Raw genomic sequence first — 21,631 nt, forward strand, 5'->3', positions numbered from 1 at the left:
GCTTGGGGGCTGCCTTTTCGTATGCCATCGTCATCGTCGCCCGCACCGGCGGAGCTGTCGTCGCGTTATGCTGGAGAGGCATGACGGCGCGCTTTCCGTGGCTTGAGAGACTGCTGAAGACAATTCCAAGGGAGGACCCAGTCCATGACGTTGAAGGCTCGCCTTCTCACGCTTCTTTCCGCCGCAGCCATTCTTGCGCCGCTGTCCGCGGCCTCGGCTGACGACATCATCACCGGCGATACGGTGGGCCCGGCCGATGCGCCGAACAAGATGACCTTCCGCATGACGACGGATGGCCCGCGCAACAACGATCCGGCGCTCGCCGCCAAATACAGCAAGCTCTTCAACGACTTCATCGCCAACCACAAAGGCTGGCAGATCGAACTGCAGATGATGTCGGGCGATATCGGCCAGGAACAGGCCCGCATGCTCGAACAGGCGAAATCCGGCAACGCGCCAGATTGCGCCGCCGTCGACAGCTTCGTCCTGCCCTTGTTCAAGAAGGCCGGCGTGCTCAAGTCCTTCTCACCGTACTTCAAGAAAGACGACATCGACCAGCTCTTCCCCTTCATCCGCGACGGCATCACCGGCACGGACGGCCAGATCTATGCCTGGTGGTGGTCGACGGACCTGCGCGTTCTCTACCGCAACAAGGAGATCATCAAGGACGCGCCGCAGACCTGGGACGAGACCAAGAAGGCCGCGCTCGCCTCCGTCGAGCAGGGCATGGAAGGCATTCTCTTCAACGGCAGCCGCTATGAGGGCACGACCTTCGACTGGCTCGCCAATTTCTGGGGCCAGGGCGGCAAGCTCGTCGACGAGGCCGGCAAGCCGATCTTCGGCGAAGGCGACAATCGCGCCAAGTTCGTCAAGGCGGTCAACTATTACCGCGATCTGGTCGAATCCGGTGCGGCCCCCAAGCGCGTCGCCACCATCGGCAATTACGACGATTTCAACGCCGCCGCCGCTGCCGGCACGAGCGCCCTGTTCGTCGGTGGCAACTGGCAGCTCTCGCAGCTGAAGGGCGCGCTGGAGCCGGAAGAGTTCGCCAAGTGGACCTACTCGCCCCTGCCCGGCCCGACGGCCGGCGAACGCTCCACCGGCACCGGCGGTTGGACCGTCGCCTCCTTCGCCAAGAGCGAGGACAAGGTCGGCATGTGCGCCGCTCTGGCCCGCGAGGTCTATATGGGCCCGGCCAACGAGATCCAGGAACAGCTGCCGACGCGCGCGGACTTCTATACGAAGTACGCGATCTTCTCGAGCGACGCCAACAAGGGCTTCGGCGAGGCGCTCAAGGTCGGCCAGGCGCGTCCCGGCGCGCTGGTCTATCCCGAGATCTCCAACCAGATCCAGATCATGATGGGCAAGGTGCTGACCGGCACCGAGGCGACCGAGGCTGCTGTCGATGACGCCTTCAAGGCGTCCATGGAAGCCTTCAAGCGTCTGCAGTAAAACCGGCGACGGCGCGCAAGACACTGCGCGACTTTACACACGCGCGTTCAAGGTTAGCGCCGGCGCGTCACGCCGGCTGGACGGCGGGCTCCTCCCGCCTGCCGTCCTCCCATTCCCGGTCCGGCCGCCTGATGCGGCCGGGCGCATGCTGTTGTTATCAAACGCAATGCCGGCTAGGCGGCCCGCCGCTCTCTCGACATTGCCTCAAGGCTTGAACGATCATGTCGATGCTCAATCCCAGTGCCGGGTCCGGCGCCGCAGGCGCGGTGACAGCGCTTGGCGGCCGCAGCGCCGTCAACGAGACGCCGCGCGTCGCGCCCTGGCTCCTGCCGTTGATCCTGGTCCTCGGGATCTTCTATCTTTATCCCGTCTTCGACGTGTTCCGTCTTGCCTTCATGCGCGCCACGCTGCTGGACAATGACGGCAGCTATACGCTCTCGACCCTGATCAACACCCTGTCGCGCCCTGAGCTCGGCCAGATCCTCTGGGTCACCGTTGTCTTTACGGGCGCGAGCGTCATTGCGCAGCAGGCGCTCGGCCTTGTCATCGCGCTGGTCGTGGTGCGCGGGGAAGACCGCAAGCTCTTCGGCACGACGATCGTGCGCACCACGGCGCTGATCGCCTGGGTGGTGCCGGGCATCGCCGGCGGCATCATCTGGAAGATGCTGTTCAACGAGGCGCCATTTGGCGGTCTCAACAGCATCTTGCGAATGCTCGGCGGCTCGCCGGTGCAATGGCTGTCCGATCCGCATATCGTCATGTGGTCGGTGGTGCTGTCCAATGTCTGGCGCGGCACGGCCTTCTCGATGGTCGTCATGTATGCAGCGCTGAAGGCGATCGATCCCGTGCTCTACGAGGCCGCCGCCGTTGACGGTGCAACGGCGCGCCAGCGGCTGTTCTACGTCACCCTGCCGCAACTGCGCTCGGCGATCCTGGTCAATATGATCCTGATCACCATCCAGACGCTCAACACCTTCGACGCGATCATCTCGCTGACGGGCGGCGGCCCAGGCCGCTCCACCGAAGTTCTGTCGCTCTACACCTTCAACGCCGTGTTCCGGAACTACGACCTCTCGGTCGGCGCCGTCCTGTCGATCCTGATGCTGGTCATCAGTCTCGGGCTCGCCATCGTTTATGCCCTGTTCCTGCCGAAGGAAGCGAAATCATGAATGCCGCCCACCGCGACCGCATCGGCGACGCGCTGACCTATCTGGCCATGCTGGTGATCTTTACCTTCTTCGCCTGGCCGCTGCTCTGGCTCCTGTCGCTGGCGCTACGCACACGACGCGAGGTCTTCCTCGGCGTCAGCCGCTTCATTCCGAAGAACCCGACGCTCGAAAACTTCGCGCAGATCCTGCAGTCGGACAAGTTCCTCGGCTATCTCGTCAATGCGCTGAAGCTCTCCTGCCTCTCGGCGATTGGATGCCTGATCGTGGCGCTGCCCGCGGCCTACGCCTTCTCCCGCTTCGAGTTCAAGGGCAAGGGCGCCTGGATGATGGCGCTCCTGTCGGTGCAGATGATCTCGCCGCTCGTCATCATGGTGCCACTCTATCGCTACATGGCGGCGATCGGGCTGACCGACACGCATTTCGGCGCGACCATGGTCTATATCGCGCTGGCCGTGCCGATGGTCACCTGGATCCTCAAGGGCTCGATGGACGGCATTCCCAAGACGCTCGATGAAGCGGCGATGATCGATGGCTGCAACCGGTTCACCGCCTTCTTTCGGGTGATCCTGCCGCTGTCGATGCCGGGTATCGCCTCGGCCTTCATCATTGCCGTCATCACCGGCTGGTCGCAGTTTCTCGTGCCCTTCCTTCTGATCCAGAAGGAGGCGCTGACTCCGATCGCCGTCGGCATCTTCCAATATGCCGGCACGCAGAACGACACGTCGATCCAGCTTCTGGCGGCCGCCTGCCTCGTGTCCGTCGTTCCCGCCATCATCGCCTTCCTCTCGCTGCAGCGCCTGATCCTTGGCGCGATGACGGCAGGCGCGGTGAAGGGCTGATCCGGCACACATCGTTGAATCCGAGCGGCGCCTGAGGATCGGGCGCCGCACCTCCGGCGCCCCGACGTGCCGGGCTGACCTTCAGGCTCTCGCGGCAGGCATCGGCCTGCCCGCGCGGGCCTTCCCAAACACGATCAAGACCAGGAATTTTCTCATGACACTCACCAACGCCCAACGCCTCGAGCGCCTTCAGGTGCGCATGGCCGAACTGGAATTCTGGCGGGCGCGCAAGACGGCGGTCGTCGATGGATGGACGTTCAACGGCGCGCCGCTGGCAATCGGCGCCGACTGGCCGCAGAAGGACGGCGTGCAGCACTTTTCCGGCGAGGTCACCGTGCCCGAGGGCTGGCCGCTAGACGAGGTCCGCCTGTTCCTGCATCTGGGCGGCGAAAGCCTGATCACCATCACTGCAGAAGACGGCGCGGCGAAAAGCTACGGCCTCGACCCCTATCACCGCGAATTCACCCCGCCCTCGCGCCGCTTCAAGGTGACCTCCGACACGGTCGCCCGCCTGCCCTTCGGCGAGCCGGTGCGCAAGCCCTTCCTGGAGCGCGCCGAGCTGCTCTGGATCGACGGGCCGGTCGAAAAGCTCTGGATCCTGCTCCGCCAGATCTCGGAAGCCGTCAGCGTGCTCGCCGGCCATGAAGCCGTTCCCTATATGCTCGAAGCCGCCGAGATCGCGCTGCGCTCGCTCGACTGGCCGTCGACCACCGCTGACTATATCGCCCGCACCGCGCCCGCTGTCATGCAGCAGAAGATCTGGCGCCTGCCCGAGCTGAAGACCGCGCCCGAAGGTCTCGACGACGCCCAGCGCGCAAGCGTGGTTGCCGCTTACGACGCGCTGATGGCGCGGCTCGAAACCTTGCAGAAGCGCTTCCCCCCGCAGGGCAAGGTGGCGCTGACCGGCCATGCGCATATCGACCTGTGCTGGCTGTGGCCTTACGACGAGACGCGCCGCAAGATGCGCCGCACCTTCCACACCGCTTTGTCGCTGATGGAAACCTCGACCGATTTCCGCTTCAACCAGTCGACCGCGCATTATTACGCCCAGATCGCCGAGGACGACCCGGCGCTTCTGGAGCGCATCCGCGAGCGCGCCGCGTCCGGCCAGTGGGAAACTGTCGGCGGTCTCTGGATCGAGCCCGACACCAATATGCCAACGGGCGAAAGCCTGGCGCGCCAGGTGCTCTATGGCCAGCGCTTCTTCGAAAAGACCTTCGGCCATCGCCACACGGTCTGCTGGCTGCCGGATTGCTTCGGCTTCTCCGGCGCGCTGCCGCAGCTGCTCGTCCAGGGCGGCATGAAGAGCTTCTTCACGATCAAGGTCAACTGGTCTGAAACCAACCGCGTGCCCTCCGACCTGTTCTGGTGGGAAGGCCTCGACGGCAGCCGCGTGCTGGCGCACAGCTTCGACAATCCGATGGAAGGCTATAACGGTTTCGTCCGCCCGGATTGCATCGTGCCGACCTGGAAGAACTTCCGCCAGAAGGACCGCCACGACACGACACTGCTGTGCGTCGGCTATGGCGATGGCGGCGGCGGCCCCTCGCCCGAAATGATCGTGCGCGAAGAGCAGCTGCGCGTCTTCCCGGCGATCCCCGAGGCCCGCTGGACCCGCGTTCACGACTTCTTCGAGCATGCGCATGAAACGGCCAGCGCGACCGCCATGCATGTCTGGCAGGGCGAGATCTATCTCGAACTGCACCGCGCGACGCTGACGAGCCAGAGCGCCGTCAAGCGCCTGCATCGCCAGGCCGAGCGCGGGCTGATCGTCGCCGAGACGCTGTCCGGTCTCGCCCATTTCATGGGTGCGGAGCGTCCGCGCTCGATGGAAGCCGAATGGCGCGTGGTGCTGAAGAACGAGTTCCACGACATCCTGCCGGGCTCCTCGATCGCCGAGGTCTATGTCGACGCCGCCAACGAGCTGAACCAGTCGATCGCAGACGCCAAGGCCGCCCAGAACGCAGCACTCGATGCGCTGGCTCCGCTTCTGCCGAAGGGCGAAGAAGGTGCGGTTCTCGTCGTCAACCCGACGCTGTCGGAACGCCCGATCCGCCTGCATCTGGAAGAGGGCGTCGTCGCCGCCGAAGGCAGGATTGCGCCGCTCGGCATCGCCGTTCTGCCGAAGTCGGCGCTGGCGCCGAAATCGGGCCTCTCCGCCACCGCCCGCAGCCTGGAAAACGACACCATCAAGGTGACACTGGCCGAGGACGGCACGATCGCGAGCCTGATCCACAAGCCGACCGGCCGCGAGGCCATCGAAGGCCGTGGCAACCGGCTGATGGCCTATACCGCCGACAAGCCGCGCAACTGGGACGCCTGGGACGTCGAGGACGACTATGTGGCCCGCGGCGAGGAGATCACCGCCATCGAGTCGATCGAGCTGGTGGAAAATGGCCCGCACCGCGCCGCCATCCGCATCGCCCGCGTCTGGCGTCACTCACGCATCGTCCAGACCTTGAGCCTGACGGCCAATGCCAAGCGTGTGGATATCCACACGGAGATCGACTGGCACGAGCGCCGCGTGCTCCTGCGTTCGATCAGCGAACTCGCGGTCAAGAGCAAGCATGCGACCTGCGAATGCGCCTATGGCGTCGTCCAGCGTCCGACCGGCTCTTCCAATTCCTGGGAAGAGGCCATGTTCGAGGCGCCGGCGCACCGTTTCGTCGATCTGTCGGAGCCCGGCTTCGGCGTCGCTCTGCTCAACGATGCCAAATACGGCCACAGCATGCGCGGCAATGTGCTCGGCCTTTCGCTGGTGCGCGGTCCCGTCTATCCCGATCCGCTCTGCGACGAAGGCTATCAGGCCTTCACCTATGCGCTGATGCCCCATGCCGGCACCTGGTATGAGGGTGGCGTGCGCGAGGAAGCCGAAGAGCTGAACCAGCCGCTGATCGCCCGTCCCGTCTCGGGCGTTGCGACCGGCGCCTGGCAGCCGCTCAAGGCCGAAGGCGTGGTAGTCGGCTTCTCTGGCCTGAAGCCGAGCGAAGATGGCGAGGACATGATCCTGCGCGTTTACGAGCCGGCTGGCGCGCGCGGCGATCTATCCCTGTCGCTCCCCGAGGGTTGGGCAAACAACGGCGTCGTCAGCATTCTTGAAGAGCCCATGGACGACACATCTGCGACGGGGCTCATGCCATTCGAGGTCAAAAGCTGGCGCTTCTCGAAGGCATGAAGTCGCAGGGGGTGCTCCGGCTGGCTTGCCGGCCGGAGCATTTCATGGGCAGGCGCGACAGCCGCGCCCGTAAATATCCCCTGACAAAGCCGGGGATCTCCTGCTGACGCTAGGCGGGAGGCGGTTTTGATTGCTTTCCGCGCCGATCTGTTGTTTTGGAAGATTGTTCGCGCATCCGTGCAGCTCTTGCGCGCTGCACGGACCTGTAGAGGGATGGCGAAAAGCGTTTTCGGTTTTTCGCCAACCCGCTCTGACTGTTTGATATGGACCATGATTCAGATTTAAGCTGGAACGGGTCGTCTATCATCATGATCTAGCCCCCGCGCCTCCCGCGACATGCGCAAATTTGAGGACACGTCGCGCGTGCGGCCCTCACTACAAGCGAGGCTGACTGTCGCAACATGGAAATCTCTGTCGCGACCCTGGCGGGTTCGAATGGCGAGCAGGCAGCGGCACAGAACCGCTCCACCATCCTTGCCGCCATCCATCGAGGCGCACCGATCTCGCGCACCGAGCTTGCCCGCCAGTCGCGCCTGACGAAGCAGGCGGTCGCCCGCATCGTCGACCGGCTGCTGGATGAGGGTCTGGTGATGGAGGCGCGGCGGCGCCGGGGGCTTCGCGGCCAGCCGGCCATCGAGCTGGAGATCGATCCGGACGGCCTTTATGCGATCGGCGCCAATATCGACCGAGACCATCTCACCATCATTGCCGTGGATGCCACCGGCACGGTGCGTGGACGCCTGCATCACGAGGCGCGCTTCCTCATGCCGGAAAAATTCGCGGTGCTGATGGAAGATGCGCTGTCAGGCTTTCTGCGGCGCGGGGTGATCCGCGAGTCGCGGCTCGCCGGCATCGGACTTGCCATTCCCGACTGGCTGGGCGAGGTGCCGGTCATCGGCCGCCCGGCCGCCTATGGCCGCTGGAGCGGCTTCGACGTGCGCGCCGCGCTGGAAAAGATCACCCCGCATCCTGTTTTCATCGACAATGATGCCAATGCGGCCGCGCTCGGCGAAATCGAATATGGCGTAGGCACGCAGATCCGCAGCTTTTTCTACATCCTCGTCAATGCCTGCCTTGGCGGAAGCCTTGTGATCGACGGGATGCGCCATAAGGGCGCCAGCGGTCTTGGCGGCGAAATCGGCTGGCTGCCCGTGGTGCTGGACGAGGGTCCGCTTGCCGGCGAGAGCCGGCCGCTGGGCGATATGGTCTCGCTCTTCATCCTCTACGATCACCTGAAGCAGCATGGCGTGGAGGTTTCCACCCCGGCCGAGCTCATGGCGCTGAGCGGCGCGCCGCGCACACTGGTCAGCGCCTGGCTGCGACGCGTCAGCCTGCAGCTCGCGGAAGCCATCTTGAATATTGGCATGATCGTCGATCCCGATGGCGTGGTAATCGGCGGTCGCCTGCCGGTACTTCTGATCGACGAGCTGCTGTTCTACGTCAATGAGGAGATGGCCCGCCAGGGGCGCCCGAGCCTGACGCTGCATCGCGCCGCAAGCTCCGAAGACGCTGCCGCCCTTGGCGCAGCCGCCATGCCGCTGGCCCACCGGCTTGGCCTGCCATCGGCCGAAGCGGCGCAGCAGGTGCGCGTGCCGCTGGCAAGAACGGGCCACAATCCCTCCGCTACATCGCATCCCCAGTAGATCGCGGCCTTTCGCGCCGTTCTCCCGCAGTCAGAGAACAGGCCCCGCTGTTGCCAAGGCACCGCCTGCGCCGCCTATGTGGTCTTTGGCAGAAGCCGCTCCATGAAGGGTGCGCAGGCCGCGCCCAGCGCCGGGCCGCCCGACGGCAGCGTCGTTCGCCGGATCGGCGGTATCCAGGAGGCGGGGACGAAATAGGCTTCCTGGCGTTCGCGATCATGGCCCATATGCGCAATGAGCCTGTCGAGCACGGCATCGGGCAGCGCCCCTCCCACCAGCACCGCCCCGGGCGAGACGAAACCCGAGATCGCGACGATGGCATCGAGCAGCCTCATGGCCGCGAGCTCGATCCAGGCCGATACGGCCTCTTCGCCCTTGGCGGCAGCTGCCTGATAGGCCGCAAGTCCTGCCACTTCGTCCAGGCTCGGATGGTCGCGCCCCGGCCGCATGGCGCCGATCTGGCCGGCGCGCCCGTGCATGCCACGAAAGACCTTGCCGCCAATGAACAGGCCGGCGCGCACATTGCGGTCGATCAGCACCACGACCAAGCCGCCCTCCGGCTCGCCAAGGCCGAACAGACGCTCGGAATTCACGGCAGCCTCGGTATCAGGCATGGAAAAAATCGGCAGATCCGGCACCATGGTCGCAACGACGGGCAGGTCCACGCCGCAATCGGGTGCCAGCGCAATGCCCAAGCCGAGCGGCAGGGTGGCGCTTTCGGCCATCAGAGTCTCCAACGCCTCGGCGAGCGCGTCCTCCCCGTCACCTGTGCGCCAACACTGGCGCGCCGTTACCGCGCCGCCGAGATCGAGCAGCAGCAGGTCGGCCCCGTCGGGCTGCAGGCTGACCCCGAGCGCATGGGCGCCATCCGGCTTCAGCGCGAATTCCGCCGGCGTATAGCGACCCGCATCCAGGCGCTTGCGTTCGAAAACCAAGCCTTGGCCGACAAGGCGCTTCATGATGCCGGTGACGGCGGGTTCGGTGAGGCCGAGATGGGCGGACAGTTCCTGGCGCGTCATGGCGCCATTGGCCCGGATCAGCGCCAAGGCCGCACGCGAATTATGGTCGGCAATATCGCCGGGACTGATGCCGGTCCCGTCCTTTTCCGCCGCCGCGCGCTCGCGCGGTTCCGCGCGCGATAGCCTCCGTCCCGCTCTCATCCGTTCCTGCCCTGCCACCATCCCTCCGGTTCGGCAATCGTGCCGCGCGCCACGCTCTCGTGGCCTGTTCTCGATGTACAACTCGTGGAGATCGCCGATCCGCCAGCCTGCTGCCCTGTGCCGGGCTGCGACAGCATGGATCGGGCCTTGAAGCGTATCGGTTGCGAAGACGGGCGATCGTGACGCAGCGAATGCCGGCACTAGAAATGATAGCCCGAACAGGCGGCTTTGAAAACGCTGGCATGTCATCTGCGCGCAACTTTGTGGCGTTACGAGCCAACAAAGCGCCGCCCGCGCGAGACAGCCCGAGGATCGCGCGCTGCCGTCACTTCCCATGGTAAGAAAGCGCGCATTTTGCTTTCGCGGCACGCCGAACCACGCTACAGCCTTAATATAAGGCAGTCGTCAATCTGGATCAAAATTTGGGCGAAGGGATCGTGCGGTGATGAACAAGGCACAGGCCTCTGAAAGTGCGGCGGGCTTTCACGCGCGCGTGGGCGATGAGACGCATCGGTTCGATGACCTGAAGACGCTGATGGCCTGCGCTTCGCCGCGCCGCTCCGGCGACGAGCTGGCCGGCCTCGCCGCCTCCAGCGAGGCCCGGCGGGTAGCCGCGCGTTACGCGCTGGCCGATCTGCCGCTGAAGCGCTTTCTCGAAGAGCCGCTGGTGCCCTATGAGACCGATGAGGTGACCCGCCTGATCCAGGACAGCCACGATGCCACGGCCTTCGCGCCTGTCGCCTCGATGACGGTGGGCGAATTTCGCGAATGGCTGCTCTCTTGGGAAGCCGACACGACGACGCTTGCCCGTCTTGCCCCCGGCCTGACGCCGGAGATGGTCGCCGCCGTCTCCAAGCTCTGCCGCAATGGCGACCTGATCCAGATCGCCGCCAAGACCCGTGTGGTTACCGGCTTCCGCTCGACCATCGGCCTTGAAGGCCGGCTCTCGGCCCGGCTGCAGCCGAACCATCCGACCGACGATCCGCTGGCGATCGCCGCCGCCACGCTCGACGGGCTGCTCTTCGGCATGGGCGATGCGGTGATTGGCATCAACCCGGCCACCGACAATGTCGAGGCCTGCATCCGGCTTTTCGTGATGCTGGACGATCTGCGCCAGCGCTTCGACATTCCCACCCAGTCCTGCGTGCTCTCGCATGTCACGACGTCGATCGAGGCGATCGAGCGTGGCGCGCCGCTCGATCTGGTGTTCCAGTCGATTGCCGGCACCGAGGCCGCGAACCAGGGCTTCGGCGTGACGCTGGCGCTGCTGAAGGAGGCGCAGGAGGCGGCCTTGTCGTTAAAGCGCGGCACCGTCGGGCAAAATGTCATGTATTTCGAGACCGGACAGGGCGCGGCTCTCTCCGCGGACGCCCATCACGGCGTCGACCAGCAGACGGTGGAGGCACGCGCCTATGCGGTCGCCCGCGCCTTCGATCCGCTGCTCGTCAACACCGTCGTCGGCTTCATCGGGCCGGAATATCTCTATGACGCCAAGGAAATCACCCGCGCCGGGCTCGAAGACCATTTCTGCGCCAAGCTGCTCGGCGTGCCCATGGGATGCGACGTCTGCTACACCAATCATGCCGAAGCCGATCAGGACGACATGGACAATCTGGCGCTGCTGCTCGGCGCGGCCGGCGTCACCTTCATGATCGGCGTGCCCGGCGCTGACGACATCATGCTCAACTATCAGAGCCTGTCGCATCATGACATCGTGCGCGTGCGCCATCTGCTCGGCCGGCGGCCGGCGCCGGAGTTCGAGGACTGGCTGGTGAAGATGAGCCTGATGGATGCAGCTGGCAGGCTGCCGCCGCTGGCGCCGGAGGCCGCACCCGTCGCGCGGCTGCTGCAGGGAGGAACGCTGTGATGAGCACACCCACCGATCCCTTCGAGCGGCTACGCCGCCTCACACGCGCCCGCGTGGCGCTGGGCCGCGCCGGCGACGGACTGCCGACCGAAGCGCTGCTGGCCTTTCAGATGGCCCATGCAAAGGCGCGCGATGCCGTGCATGGACGGGTGAATTTCGATGCTGTGGCCTCCGCGCTGGCGCCCCTGGAGAGCCTGGGCGTCAAAAGCGGCGCCGTCGACCGCGCCACCTATCTGCGCCGCCCGGACCTTGGTCGAAGCCTGAGCCCGGCGACCGAAACGCTGCCGGAAGGGCCCTTCGATCTGGTGATCGTGGTGGCCGACGGGCTCTCTTCCGTTGCGGTCGAACATTTTGCGGCGGAGGTGGTCACGAGACTGAAGAGCCTGCTGCCGGATCTCGCGCTCGGACCGATCGTGCTGGCCGAACAGGGCCGCGTGGCGATTGGCGACGAGATTGGCGCGCGGATGGGCGCCGGTCTCGTTCTGGTGCTGATCGGCGAGCGGCCGGGGCTCTCCTCGGCCGATTCGCTCGGCGCCTATCTGACCTTCGCTCCGAAGCCCGGCACGCGCGATAGTGCGCGCAACTGCGTCTCCAACATCCATGCCCATGGCCTGTCGCCAGCCGCGGCGGCCGACAAGCTCACCTGGCTGATCCGCGAGGCGCTGCGGCTGAAACTCACCGGGGTGGGCCTGAAAGAGGCGGCGCCCGGCGAGATGCTGGCGGCCGAGCAGGGAAGGCCGATGCTCGACCACGGTTGACCACACGGCGGCGCGACAGGGCTGTCAGTGGCCGAGGCGGGCCTGGGCGCTGCGCTTTTCCAGGTAGCCAACCAATCGCACCAGCGGCCAGAGCAGCAGAAAATAGAGAATGGCGGCGCCGATCAGCGGCGTCGGATTGGCCATCAGTGCCTGCGTATCGTTTGCCTGCTTCAAGAGGTCGGGCATGGCGACGACCGAGGCCAGCGCCGTATCCTTGAAGGTGGAAATGCAGTTGGAGGTCAGCGGCGGGATCATCACCCGGACCGCCTGCGGCAGCACGACCATGCGCATGGTCTGCCAGAAAGAGAGGCCGAGACTGGCCGCCGCCTCGAACTGGCCCTTGGCCACGGTCTCGATCCCGGCGCGGCAGACTTCGGCCGTGAAGGCGGCCAGCACCATGGAAAGCGCGAGCGTTGCCGAGGTGAAGGAGGAGAAGGACAGGCCGACAAAGGGCAGCGCGTAATAGATCAGGATCAGCACCACCAGGATCGGCAGGGCGCGGAACACGTCGATATAGGCGATGGCCAGATATTGGATCGGCTTGGGGCCATAAAGCCGGGCAAAACAGAGCAGAAGGCCGAAGACGCTGCCGAAGACGATCGAGGCCACGCCGAGCAGCAGCGTGTTTCCCAACCCGCGCAGAAGGATGGGAAAGGACCGCACGAGCACGTCCCAATTGAAGAAGATGTCGATCACGTCCATGGCCATTCCTGAAGTGACGGGCTTGCCAGCAGCCTGACAAGGTCTGAGGGCCGCAAGCGGCCCGCAGAAAAGACTGCTGTCTCGATCCGCGCGGCTCAAGCGTCATAACGGACGCGGTATCGCTGCGCCGATAAACCCGCGTCTTACTTGGCCGCGGGCAGCGGCATGGACACCACAGTGCTGGTGCCTGCATCCGGCTCCACGCCGAACCACTTCTTGTGGATCGCCGCCAGCGTGCCGTCCGCCTTCATCTTGGAGATCGCATCGTTGATCTCGGGCAGCAGCGGATGGTTCTTCTTGGCCATCATCGCGAAACGTTCGCCGGTAGGAATGCGCACGAGGATCTTCAGCGCCGGAATTTTCTGAATGGCGTATTGGAAGCCGGCCAGCTCGCCGGCTCCGCCTTCGATGCGGCCGTTCTGCACGTCGAGCAGCAATTCCTGCTGCTGCGAATAGCTCTTGACGTCGCTGAGGCCCAGCTTCTCGGCATTTTCCTTGGCCCAGGCTTCGCCGGTGGTGGCGGCGATGACGCCGATCACCTTGCCCTTGAGATCATCGAGCGATTTCACGCTCGAATTGGCCTTGCCGACAATGGTGCCGTCGCTGTCGTAATAGGGCTGCGTGAAGGACTGGGTCTTCAGGCGCTCGTCGGTCACCGAGATCGACGAGACGGCGAAATCGATACGGCCCGAGGATGTCGCGGCGAAGAGCGCCTGGAAGCCAAGCGGCTGGAACGTCACGCTCTTGCCGGCGCGCTTGGCGGCCTCGGTGGCAACGTCGATCTCATAGCCTTCGAACGTGCCCTGCTCGTTCTGGAACTCCCAAGGCGGATTGGCGGCATAGGCACCAACGGTGATGCTGTCCTGCGAAAATGCGGCCGGTGCCGAGAGCGTCAGGGCCAGCAGCGCGAAAAGTGTGCGTTTGGTGATCATGGTTTCCCTCTTTCTTTTCGTTGGTCGTTTGTCAGGTTCGCGCCGCCGCTCTGCCGAAACAGGCTCTGGAGAACGTGGCACGGATAAGTCATTGAAGGCCGCGCAAGGCGGCAAACAGCCTGTCGATAGCCTCCGGCGCCGTGACCGCGCCCGGGGAAAGCCGAAGCGTGCTGCCGCGCGCATCGCAGAAGAGTCCTTGCTGGCGCAGGTTGGCGATGGCGGCGGCCGGCTGAAGCTGCTCGGGCAGCCGGAGCATGACGCTGCCACCGCGCTCGCCATCCGCACGCGGCGACAGGATCGTCCAGCCGAGCGCATCCGCGCCTGCCAGAATGGCGTGGGCAAGCGCCCGGTTTTCTGCCGAAATCGTCTCGACACCCCGTTCGATGGCCCATTCAAGCCCGGGGATGGAGGCGATAGCGGCGAGCACCGACGGCGTTCCATGGTCAAAGCGCCTGGCGTCGCCGGCATAAGCAAAGCGGTCGAGATCCCATGAGAAGGGATTGTCCTGGCTGAACCAACCGCGCAGCTCCGGCTGGCACTGGCCGATCAGATCGGGACGGACCTGGAGGATACCGGCGCCCGACGCACCGCACAGCCATTTCAGCGAGGTCGAGATCACCACATCGGCGTCCACGTCCTTCAGCGAAAAGGGCGCAACACCGACCGCCTGCGTGATATCGACCACGACGAGCGAACCGACGGCCCTGCCATGCGCGGCCAGCCGTGCTGCATCGATCCTGTGCGAGGTGGTGGACGACACGAGCGTTAGCAGTGCCAGACCGACATCCGAGCCCCAGCGCTCCAGCATATCCTCGTCGCGCACCCACATCTCGCCGGGACGCAGGGGAACGGTATCCAGTGTGAAGCCGAAGCGGCTCTGCAGCCCGGCCAGCAGGAAATGCAGGCTTGGAAAGCAGTCGGCGGCGACGAGAAGGCGCTTGCCACGCAGCATGCCATCCGGAAGCCCGCCAATCAGGCTATAAAGTGCGGTCGTGACGTTTTCGGCCGTGGTCAGCGTGCCTTCCGGCGCGTCGATCAAGCCGCGCCAAAGATCGATGAAGCGCTGCCGCAGCCCAAGCGCTGCTGGCCATTGTCCATCATCCTCGGCCGACCAGAGGGCGGAAAAGCTGGCAAGCGCTTCCGACATGCGTGCCGCCTTGCCGGGAAAGGTGCCGATGGAGTGATAGAGAAAATAACCGGACATTTCAGGCCTCAAATATTTTGATCAAAAGATCATAACTTGGAGGCGTCGTCAATTGTCGCAGTCTTTGTCCAGATGAAAACCCGAAGGGGGCATATGAAGGAACGGGTGTGGAACAAATGACGGCGCGTTGAGGCGATCATGAAGCCGCAGATGCGATGAGGAAGGGATTTCACGCGACGTTGGGCATAACGCCGGCGCGTTGACGATGCCACCGGTCTGCAACGCGCATATCTGGACGAACGGCAGCGCCGCCATAGCGCTCAAGAGCGATTTCAAAACAATAACTTAGAGGCGCAGCGACAACCAGCCGATCGCGTCAGGTCGAGGTGGCGATGATCTTCCGCAGAATGTCCTCGGTGCCCCTGATGTCAGCCACCAGCGCCTCGCGCGCACGGCCAGCGTCCCGCTCAGTCAGTGCGGCCAGGATTCGATGATGATGGCGGGTATAGGCCTGTGGCTCAGCCTCGCGCATCAGCGGCTCGACATGCACGGAGAGCAGCCGCATGTAGGGGCCAAGCCGCAGCCAGAGCGTGTCGATCAGTTGAAACAACACGTCCGAACCGGCCGCGCGGTAAAGAAGGAAGTGGAAGGCACGGTTGGCATCCAGCATATCGCCAACAGACCCGCCAGCCGCTGCGGCCTCATGCACGGCGATGTTGGCCTTGAGCGCGGCCAGATTGTCCGCGCTGGCCTGCTGCGCTGCAAGCTCGGCCGCGAGGCCCTCCACCGCGACGCGGGCGCGCATGAGATCGGAGAGGCGGGCGAGATTGACCGGCGGCACTCTGGCCGAGCCGTTGCGCGCAATTTCCAGCGCATTTTCGGCCGCCAGCCGGCGCAAAGCCTCGCGCACCGGCATCAAACTCGTTTCGAACCCTTGGGCAAGCGAGGCCATGGTCAGCACCTGGCCGGGATCGAACCGGCCGATCAGCAGGGCATCGCGCAATTTGAGATAGATGGCATCCTGAACCGTTACGCGGCCCGATACCGGACCAAGGCCATCATCGCGCGTCACGTCGAACTCCCAGGTTGCAGACTGCTCACGTCTCCTCGTCCTACAATGTGATGGCAGAAAGAACAAGCATGGATCATTTGATCAAACTGCTTTTAAACGGATCACATGCAATTTTCGCGTGAGGCCTGCACCGCTTCGAGTATGCCGCGATAGGCGACCACGAGACCGATGACCGGCAGGCCAATGGTGATGTCGAAGGAGAAGCGGCCGCCGACATCCCGCTCGACGCCTTCACCCGAGGGCAGCAAGGCGCATGGCATGGGGCAGCCAAACAGAAACCAGCGGCGCGGGATCACCCGCAGCCTGTCATTCTCGGGTATGAGCGCCGTGGCGAAGCAGGCGGGGCCGAATCGTTCGAGCAGCAGGCCCTGCTCCAGTCCCTGCCCGGCCCACTGCCGAGAGGCCAGGATCGCGCCGCCGAAATCGCGCACCCATCGCTCTCCCCGATCTTCAGACGAGAGCGTCAGCCGTGTCGGCACGGTAGAACCCGTGGCCGGAAAGCCGAAAATCGTGCAAACAAACCGCGCTAGCGGCCCGCTCCCGCGACGGACTTCGGCATGCCCCGTCCATCGGCGCACGCCATCGCCTGTATGAAAGGCCCTGACTGCGGGCGGCAGGACATCGAAAGCGGCAGAACCCATGACCTGCCGATAGAGTGAGGCACGCGAGACGGCGACGGGCGGCGCTGTCACAGAATGCGGTCCCGATAGATGGCCGGTGCCACCCAGCAGCTGTCCCGCTTGCCGAACAGGCGATACCGATTCCGGGCAATCAGGCGATAGCCGGCATCGCGCACTGGTCGGGGCACCAGCCTGAAAAGGCCCATCAGCCGCCAGGGATAGCCGAGGCCTTCGTAGATACTTAACGCAGCATCGCTGTCACGGCGGAGCTTGGCGCCATCGACGACGATCATGCTGGTCGGGTCCGCAGGGTCCATGTCATTCGCGCGATAGAGCCTCTGCCCGGCCGCGCTCTGCATGGATGCCAGCCGAAAATGGCCGCGCCGGTCATGCTCCAGAATGAAGCGGGCATTGGCGGAGCACAGTACGCACTCCGCATCGAAAAGAACGATCGGTCCCGCCGTCTCGGGGCGCTGCTCCGATTGAAGATCCTGGCGCTCTGGTGCCATGATGGACATGCCTTAAGAGATCGTGCGGGCGAAGCGCTGAAAGATGACGGAGATCGTCTTCTTATAGAAGAATTCGCTGATAGGCGAGCCCGTGGAGCGCTGCTGCGTCAGCACACCGCAGCGGGCGCCATCGGTGGGCGGTGGGAGCTTCGGCGCATCGTTGCCGACCTTTTTGCTCCATGAAAAATCCAGACATAAGTTTTTTAGATTTCAGGAACAAATCTTTCGGCTGCGCATTTCATCGCCGCTCAAGAGGGGGCCGACTGGATGGGCATTCGATCCACATATCCGCTTTCCGTGCTCGTGGTTCTGGCCATCTGGCCGGCCGCGCAAGCCAAAGCCGCCGAGGACAAGGCACAGGCCGAACCGGCGCCAATTCCGGTAACCGCGATTACCGCCACCCATGAGCGGCTTGACCGGGTGATCTATGGCATCGGCACGGTGGCGCCGCTGCAATCGGTTACGGTCCGTCCGCGCATCGACGGTCAGGTGCTGGAAGCGCCCTTCAGCGAGGGGCAGATCGTTCAGAAGGGCGATATCCTTTTGAAGCTCGACGACAGCCAGTTGCGCTCCGACCTCAACTCCGCCCGCGCCAAGCGCGCGCAGGACGAGGCGCAGTTGAAGAACGCACAAGCGGATGCCGAGCGCTACGAGACATTGGCGCAAAAGGGCGTGGCCGCGACCTCGACGCTGGAACAGAAGCGCGCCACCAGCCAGCAATATTCTGCCGCCGTCGATTATGACGATGCCATCATCAAGAATGCCGAAACACAGCTGAGCTTCGCCACGGTCACCGCCCCGTTCACCGGCCGCGCCGGCTTTCGCCAGGTCGATCCCGGCAGCGTCATCAGCGCCTCTTCCACCACCGGCATCGTCACCATCACCCAGATGGACCCGATCGGTGTCTCCTTCGTTGCGCCCGGCGACCGGTTTGGCGAGATCCGCGAGGCCATGCGCGAGGGCATCGCCACGGTGGAAGTTTCCACCACCGACGCCAGCCGAACACTGGCCAAGGGCAGCTTGAAGATCATGGACAATGCCGTGGATGCCGACAATGGCTCCATTCATCTGCGAGCCGTCTTCGATAATGGCGCGCAGACCCTCTGGCCGGGCCTGCCGGTGGCGACACGGCTGACGGTCGAGACGCGCGAGGGTGTGGTCGTGCCGGACAAGGCGCTCGCCCGCAGCCCCGCCGGGCTCTATGCCTATGTCGTCGGCAAGGACGGCAAGGTGGAAAAGCGCATGGTCACTACGGCCTTCGTTACCGATGCGCGCGCACTGGTGACAAAGGGCATCGCAGAAGGCGATCAGGTGGTGATGGATGGCCAGTCGCGCATTGGCGACGGCGTCAAGGTCGCCGTCACCCCCTGGACCGGCACGCCCGAGGGCGCGCTGCCAGAGGGCACCGCGCAAGCCGGAGCCTCCCAATGAGCTCGGCGGCGCAAGAGCGCCTGTCCGGGACACGCACCTCCGGCTTCTTCGCCTTCTTCATCGATCACCCTGTCGCCACCTTCCTGATCATGCTCGGCATTTTCGTGATCGGGGCCATCGCCTATCCCTTGCTGCCGGTTTCGGCCCTGCCGCAGATCGACTTTCCGACCATTCAGATCGAAGCAAGCCTGCCCGGTGCCGCGCCGGAGACCATGGCATCGAGCGTCGCCCAGCCCATCGAGCAGGCACTGTCGCGCGTCAGCGGCATCACCGAGATGACCTCGAACAGCTCGCTCGGCACCAGCTCGATCACCGTGCAGTTCGCGCTGGATCAGGACATTCAGGCGGCGGCGAGCGATGTGCAGACGGCGATCAGCGAAGCTTCGGGCTCGCTGCCGAAGGACATGCCGTCCGCGCCGCGGGTGCGTAAGGTCAATCCGGCGGATGCGCCGGTCATGCAGCTCTCGGCCACCTCGGAGCTGCTCACCCTGCCGGAGCTGGACGAATATATCGAGCGCAACGTCGCCACCAAGATCGGCCAGGTTTCGGGTGTCGCCTATGTCAATATTGGCGGCAAGCAGAAGCCGGCGATCCGCATCGCCGTGGATCCCGGCCGCCTGGCGCAGGCCGATGTAACGCTGGAGGATGTGCGCACGGCCATCGGTTATCTTAGCCTCAGCGCGCCCAAGGGCAATATTGACGACCCCACCCGCACCTTTCCCATCACCACCAACGACCAGATCACCTCCTCGGCCGAATGGAACGATGCGGTGATCGCCTATCGCAATGGCGGGCCCGTGCGCATCCGCGATATCGGCCGCGCGGTCGATGGCGCCGAAGACGCCAAGATGGCGCATTGGACCAATGGCCAGCGCGGCATCGCGCTCGACGTCTTCCGCCAGCCGGGGGCCAATGTCATCCAGGTCGTCAACGCCATCAAGAGCCAGCTGCCGGCCTTGCAAGCCTCGCTGCCGCCATCGATCAAGCTGGAGCTGGTGACCGACCGCACCACGACGATCCGCGCGTCGGTGGAGGATGTGCAGTTCACGCTCGTGCTGACCATCGGCTTGGTCGTGCTGGTGATCTTCCTGTTCCTGCGCAATGTCAGGGCAACACTGATCCCCGCGCTCACCCTGCCGATCGCGCTGGTCGGCGCGCTGGCGCCCATGTGGCTGCTCGGCTTCAGCCTCGACAATCTCTCGCTGATGGCGCTGGTGGTGGCGGTCGGCTTCGTCGTCGACGACGCCATCGTCATGCTGGAAAACATCACCCGCCATATCGAGGAGGGGCTTTCGCCGCTCGAAGCCGCGCGCAAGGGTGCAAGCGAGATCGGCTTCACCATCGTCTCGATCAGCCTGTCGCTGATTGCCGTGCTCATTCCCATTCTGATGATGGGCGGCATTGTCGGCCGGCTGTTCCGCGAATTCGCGCTGACGCTGACGCTGACGATCGTCATCTCCGCCTTCGTCTCGCTGACGCTGACGCCGATGCTCGCCGCGCGATTCATCCGCCCGATCCCAAAAGAGGCGCATGGCCGGCTCTATCGCGCCGGGGAAGCCTTCTTCGACGGGCTCTTGAACCTCTATGCCCGAACGCTGACGCCGGCCATCCGCCACCGCTATGTGACGCTCGCGATCTTCCTCGCCACCGTCGGGCTGACGGCCTATCTCTTCGTGACGATCCCCAAAGGCTTCTTTCCCGAGCAGGATACCGGCTTCATCGCCGGCCTCTCGCAAGCGTCACCTGACATTTCCTACAGCGAGATGGCCAAGCTGCAGGAAAAGGTCAGCGCCATCATCCTGCGCGATCCCGCCGTCTACAGCGTCTTCATGGATATCGGCGGCGGCAATGGCGGCAATGCCATGAACCAGGGCCATATCAACATCACGCTCAAGCCGCGCGGCGAGCGCGATGCCAGCGCCCGCGAGGTGATCGACCGGCTGGGAACCGCGCTCAACGAACAGCAGGGGATCAAGCTGTTCATGCAATCGGCCCAAGACATCAATATCGGCGCGCGGCCGGCGAAAACCCAATATCAATATACGCTGCAGGACGGTAACATCGCCGAGCTCGCCACCTGGTCCACCAAGATCACCGAGGCGCTGCAAGCCATGCCGGAACTGCGCGATGTCGGCAGCGACCGCCAGGCCGAAGCGCCGAACCTGACGATCCAAATCGACCGCGCCGCAGCCAGCCTCTATGGCGTGCTGCCGGCCACCATCGACGAAACGCTCTACGACGCCTTCGGCCAGCGCCAGGTGGCCTCCTATTCGACGCAGACCGACACGTTCCACGTCGTTCTGGAAGTGCTGCCCAACCTGCAGCGGGATATTTCGACGCTCGACCGTCTTTCCGTGCGCGCCTCCAACGGAACGCTGGTGCCGCTTTCGGTGGTCGCGAAATGGTCGACCAGTGGCGTCTCCCCCGTCTCCATCGCCCATCAGGGCCAGTCGCCGGCGGTGACGATCTCCTTCAATCTCGCGCCTTCGGTGGCGCTGGGCGAGGCGACCAAGGCCATCGAAGCCACCGTTGCCGGCCTGCATCCGCCGGCCTCGCTGCAGGCAAGCTTTTCCGGCAGCGCCAAGGCCTTCCAGGAATCGCTCTCCACCGTGCCGCTCCTGATCCTCGCCTCGCTCTTCGTCGTCTATCTCATTCTCGGCGTGCTTTATGAGAGCCTGATCCACCCGCTGACCATCCTCTCCACCCTGCCCTCTGCCGGGCTCGGGGCGCTGGCCGCGCTCGATTGGGCCGGCTTCGATTTCGGGCTGGTCGGGATGATCGGCGTCATCCTCTTGATCGGCATCGTCAAGAAGAACGGCATCATGCTGGTGGATTTCGCCATTCAGGCGGAAAAGGAGGGGATGAGCAGCGAGGACGCCATCGTCAAGGCGGCGCATCTGCGCTTCCGCCCGATCCTGATGACGACCATGGCGGCACTGCTCGGCGGCATCCCCCTTGCCATCGGCCACGGCGCCGGCTCGGAACTGCGCCAGCCGCTGGGCTATGCCATCGTCGGCGGATTGATCGTCAGCCAGATCCTGACGCTTTACACGACGCCGGTGATCTATCTGCTGCTCGACAGGCTGCGCCCGCGCCAGGCGAAAGAGGCAAGTGAACCGGTCGGGGCAGTGCTTTAGCGCATTGGCCAGGTGGGTGTTCAC

The 21,631-nt window shown here is 64.6% G+C and carries 16 protein-coding genes; 9 read left to right on the forward strand and 7 right to left on the reverse strand.

From position 1 onward, the window contains the following. Positions 1-150 precede the first annotated feature (150 nt). The 5 genes from BMX61_RS19690 to BMX61_RS19710 all read left to right on the forward strand — a co-directional run bounded on the left by BMX61_RS19690 (position 151) and on the right by BMX61_RS19710 (position 8,278). A complete protein-coding gene (locus BMX61_RS19690) occupies positions 151-1,452 on the forward strand; it encodes an extracellular solute-binding protein (RefSeq protein WP_075629903.1) in 1,302 nt (433 codons plus the stop codon). 227 nt (positions 1,453-1,679) lie between these two features. Then, on the forward strand, positions 1,680-2,621 hold the full coding sequence (locus tag BMX61_RS19695) for a carbohydrate ABC transporter permease (RefSeq protein ID WP_083639648.1): 942 nt from the start codon (positions 1,680-1,682) through the stop codon (positions 2,619-2,621). Then, entirely contained in the window at positions 2,618-3,460 is an 843-nt protein-coding gene (locus BMX61_RS19700; protein ID WP_075629655.1) for a carbohydrate ABC transporter permease, read from the forward strand. The genes BMX61_RS19695 and BMX61_RS19700 overlap by 4 nt, the downstream gene beginning before the upstream one ends. A 154-nt stretch (positions 3,461-3,614) precedes the next feature. Continuing rightward, positions 3,615-6,635 carry an alpha-mannosidase gene (locus BMX61_RS19705; RefSeq protein ID WP_075629656.1) on the forward strand — a complete coding sequence of 1,007 codons (3,021 nt, stop codon included), beginning with the start codon at positions 3,615-3,617 and terminating at the stop codon, positions 6,633-6,635. Between the two features lie 401 nt (positions 6,636-7,036). Next, positions 7,037-8,278 carry an ROK family transcriptional regulator gene (locus BMX61_RS19710; protein WP_075629657.1) on the forward strand — a complete coding sequence of 414 codons (1,242 nt, stop codon included), beginning with the start codon at positions 7,037-7,039 and terminating at the stop codon, positions 8,276-8,278. A gap of 74 nt (positions 8,279-8,352) precedes the next feature. Here the strand turns inward: BMX61_RS19710 and BMX61_RS19715 are convergent, their stop codons facing one another. Then, on the reverse strand, positions 8,353-9,435 hold the full coding sequence (locus BMX61_RS19715; protein WP_075629658.1) for an ROK family transcriptional regulator: 1,083 nt from the start codon (positions 9,433-9,435) through the stop codon (positions 8,353-8,355). A gap of 445 nt (positions 9,436-9,880) precedes the next feature. Between BMX61_RS19715 and BMX61_RS19720 the strand changes: the two genes are divergently transcribed. Next, on the forward strand, positions 9,881-11,302 hold the full coding sequence (locus BMX61_RS19720; protein ID WP_075629659.1) for an ethanolamine ammonia-lyase subunit EutB: 1,422 nt from the start codon (positions 9,881-9,883) through the stop codon (positions 11,300-11,302). Further along, entirely contained in the window at positions 11,302-12,060 is a 759-nt protein-coding gene (gene eutC, locus BMX61_RS19725) for an ethanolamine ammonia-lyase subunit EutC (RefSeq protein WP_075629660.1), read from the forward strand. The genes BMX61_RS19720 and eutC overlap by 1 nt, the downstream gene beginning before the upstream one ends. A 24-nt stretch (positions 12,061-12,084) precedes the next feature. On the opposite strand, the gene BMX61_RS19730 is transcribed toward eutC, so the two are convergent. The 6 genes from BMX61_RS19730 to BMX61_RS19755 all read right to left on the reverse strand — a co-directional run bounded on the left by BMX61_RS19730 (position 12,085) and on the right by BMX61_RS19755 (position 17,039). Continuing rightward, positions 12,085-12,762, reverse strand: a complete 678-nt coding sequence (locus BMX61_RS19730; RefSeq protein ID WP_075629661.1) for an amino acid ABC transporter permease — start codon at positions 12,760-12,762, stop codon at positions 12,085-12,087. Positions 12,763-12,905: 143 nt separating this feature from the next. After that, positions 12,906-13,694, reverse strand: coding sequence for an ABC transporter substrate-binding protein (locus BMX61_RS19735; protein WP_075629662.1), 789 nt, complete (start codon positions 13,692-13,694; stop codon positions 12,906-12,908). Positions 13,695-13,782: 88 nt separating this feature from the next. After that, entirely contained in the window at positions 13,783-14,898 is a 1,116-nt protein-coding gene (locus tag BMX61_RS19740; protein WP_075629663.1) for an aminotransferase class V-fold PLP-dependent enzyme, read from the reverse strand. Positions 14,899-15,214: 316 nt separating this feature from the next. After that, complete coding sequence (locus BMX61_RS19745; RefSeq protein WP_075629664.1) at positions 15,215-15,910, reverse strand: GntR family transcriptional regulator; 696 nt, start codon at positions 15,908-15,910, stop codon at positions 15,215-15,217. 101 nt (positions 15,911-16,011) lie between these two features. Beyond that, positions 16,012-16,602 (reverse strand): DUF4166 domain-containing protein, encoded by a 591-nt coding sequence (locus BMX61_RS19750; RefSeq protein WP_075629665.1) that lies wholly within the window; start codon positions 16,600-16,602, stop codon positions 16,012-16,014. Continuing rightward, on the reverse strand, positions 16,599-17,039 hold the full coding sequence (locus tag BMX61_RS19755) for a thiol-disulfide oxidoreductase DCC family protein (RefSeq protein WP_075629905.1): 441 nt from the start codon (positions 17,037-17,039) through the stop codon (positions 16,599-16,601). Before BMX61_RS19755 ends, BMX61_RS19750 begins: the two co-directional genes overlap by 4 nt. A 267-nt stretch (positions 17,040-17,306) precedes the next feature. Here BMX61_RS19755 and BMX61_RS19760 point away from each other — a divergent pair, with 267 nt between their 5' ends. Continuing rightward, entirely contained in the window at positions 17,307-18,470 is a 1,164-nt protein-coding gene (locus BMX61_RS19760; protein WP_083639630.1) for an efflux RND transporter periplasmic adaptor subunit, read from the forward strand. Next, positions 18,467-21,607 carry an efflux RND transporter permease subunit gene (locus BMX61_RS19765; RefSeq protein ID WP_075629666.1) on the forward strand — a complete coding sequence of 1,047 codons (3,141 nt, stop codon included), beginning with the start codon at positions 18,467-18,469 and terminating at the stop codon, positions 21,605-21,607. The genes BMX61_RS19760 and BMX61_RS19765 overlap by 4 nt, the downstream gene beginning before the upstream one ends. Positions 21,608-21,631: the final 24 nt, after the last annotated feature.

The sequence above is a fragment of the Xaviernesmea oryzae genome (genome assembly GCF_900109605.1).
Classification (GTDB): Bacteria; Pseudomonadota; Alphaproteobacteria; order Rhizobiales; family Rhizobiaceae; genus Xaviernesmea; species Xaviernesmea oryzae.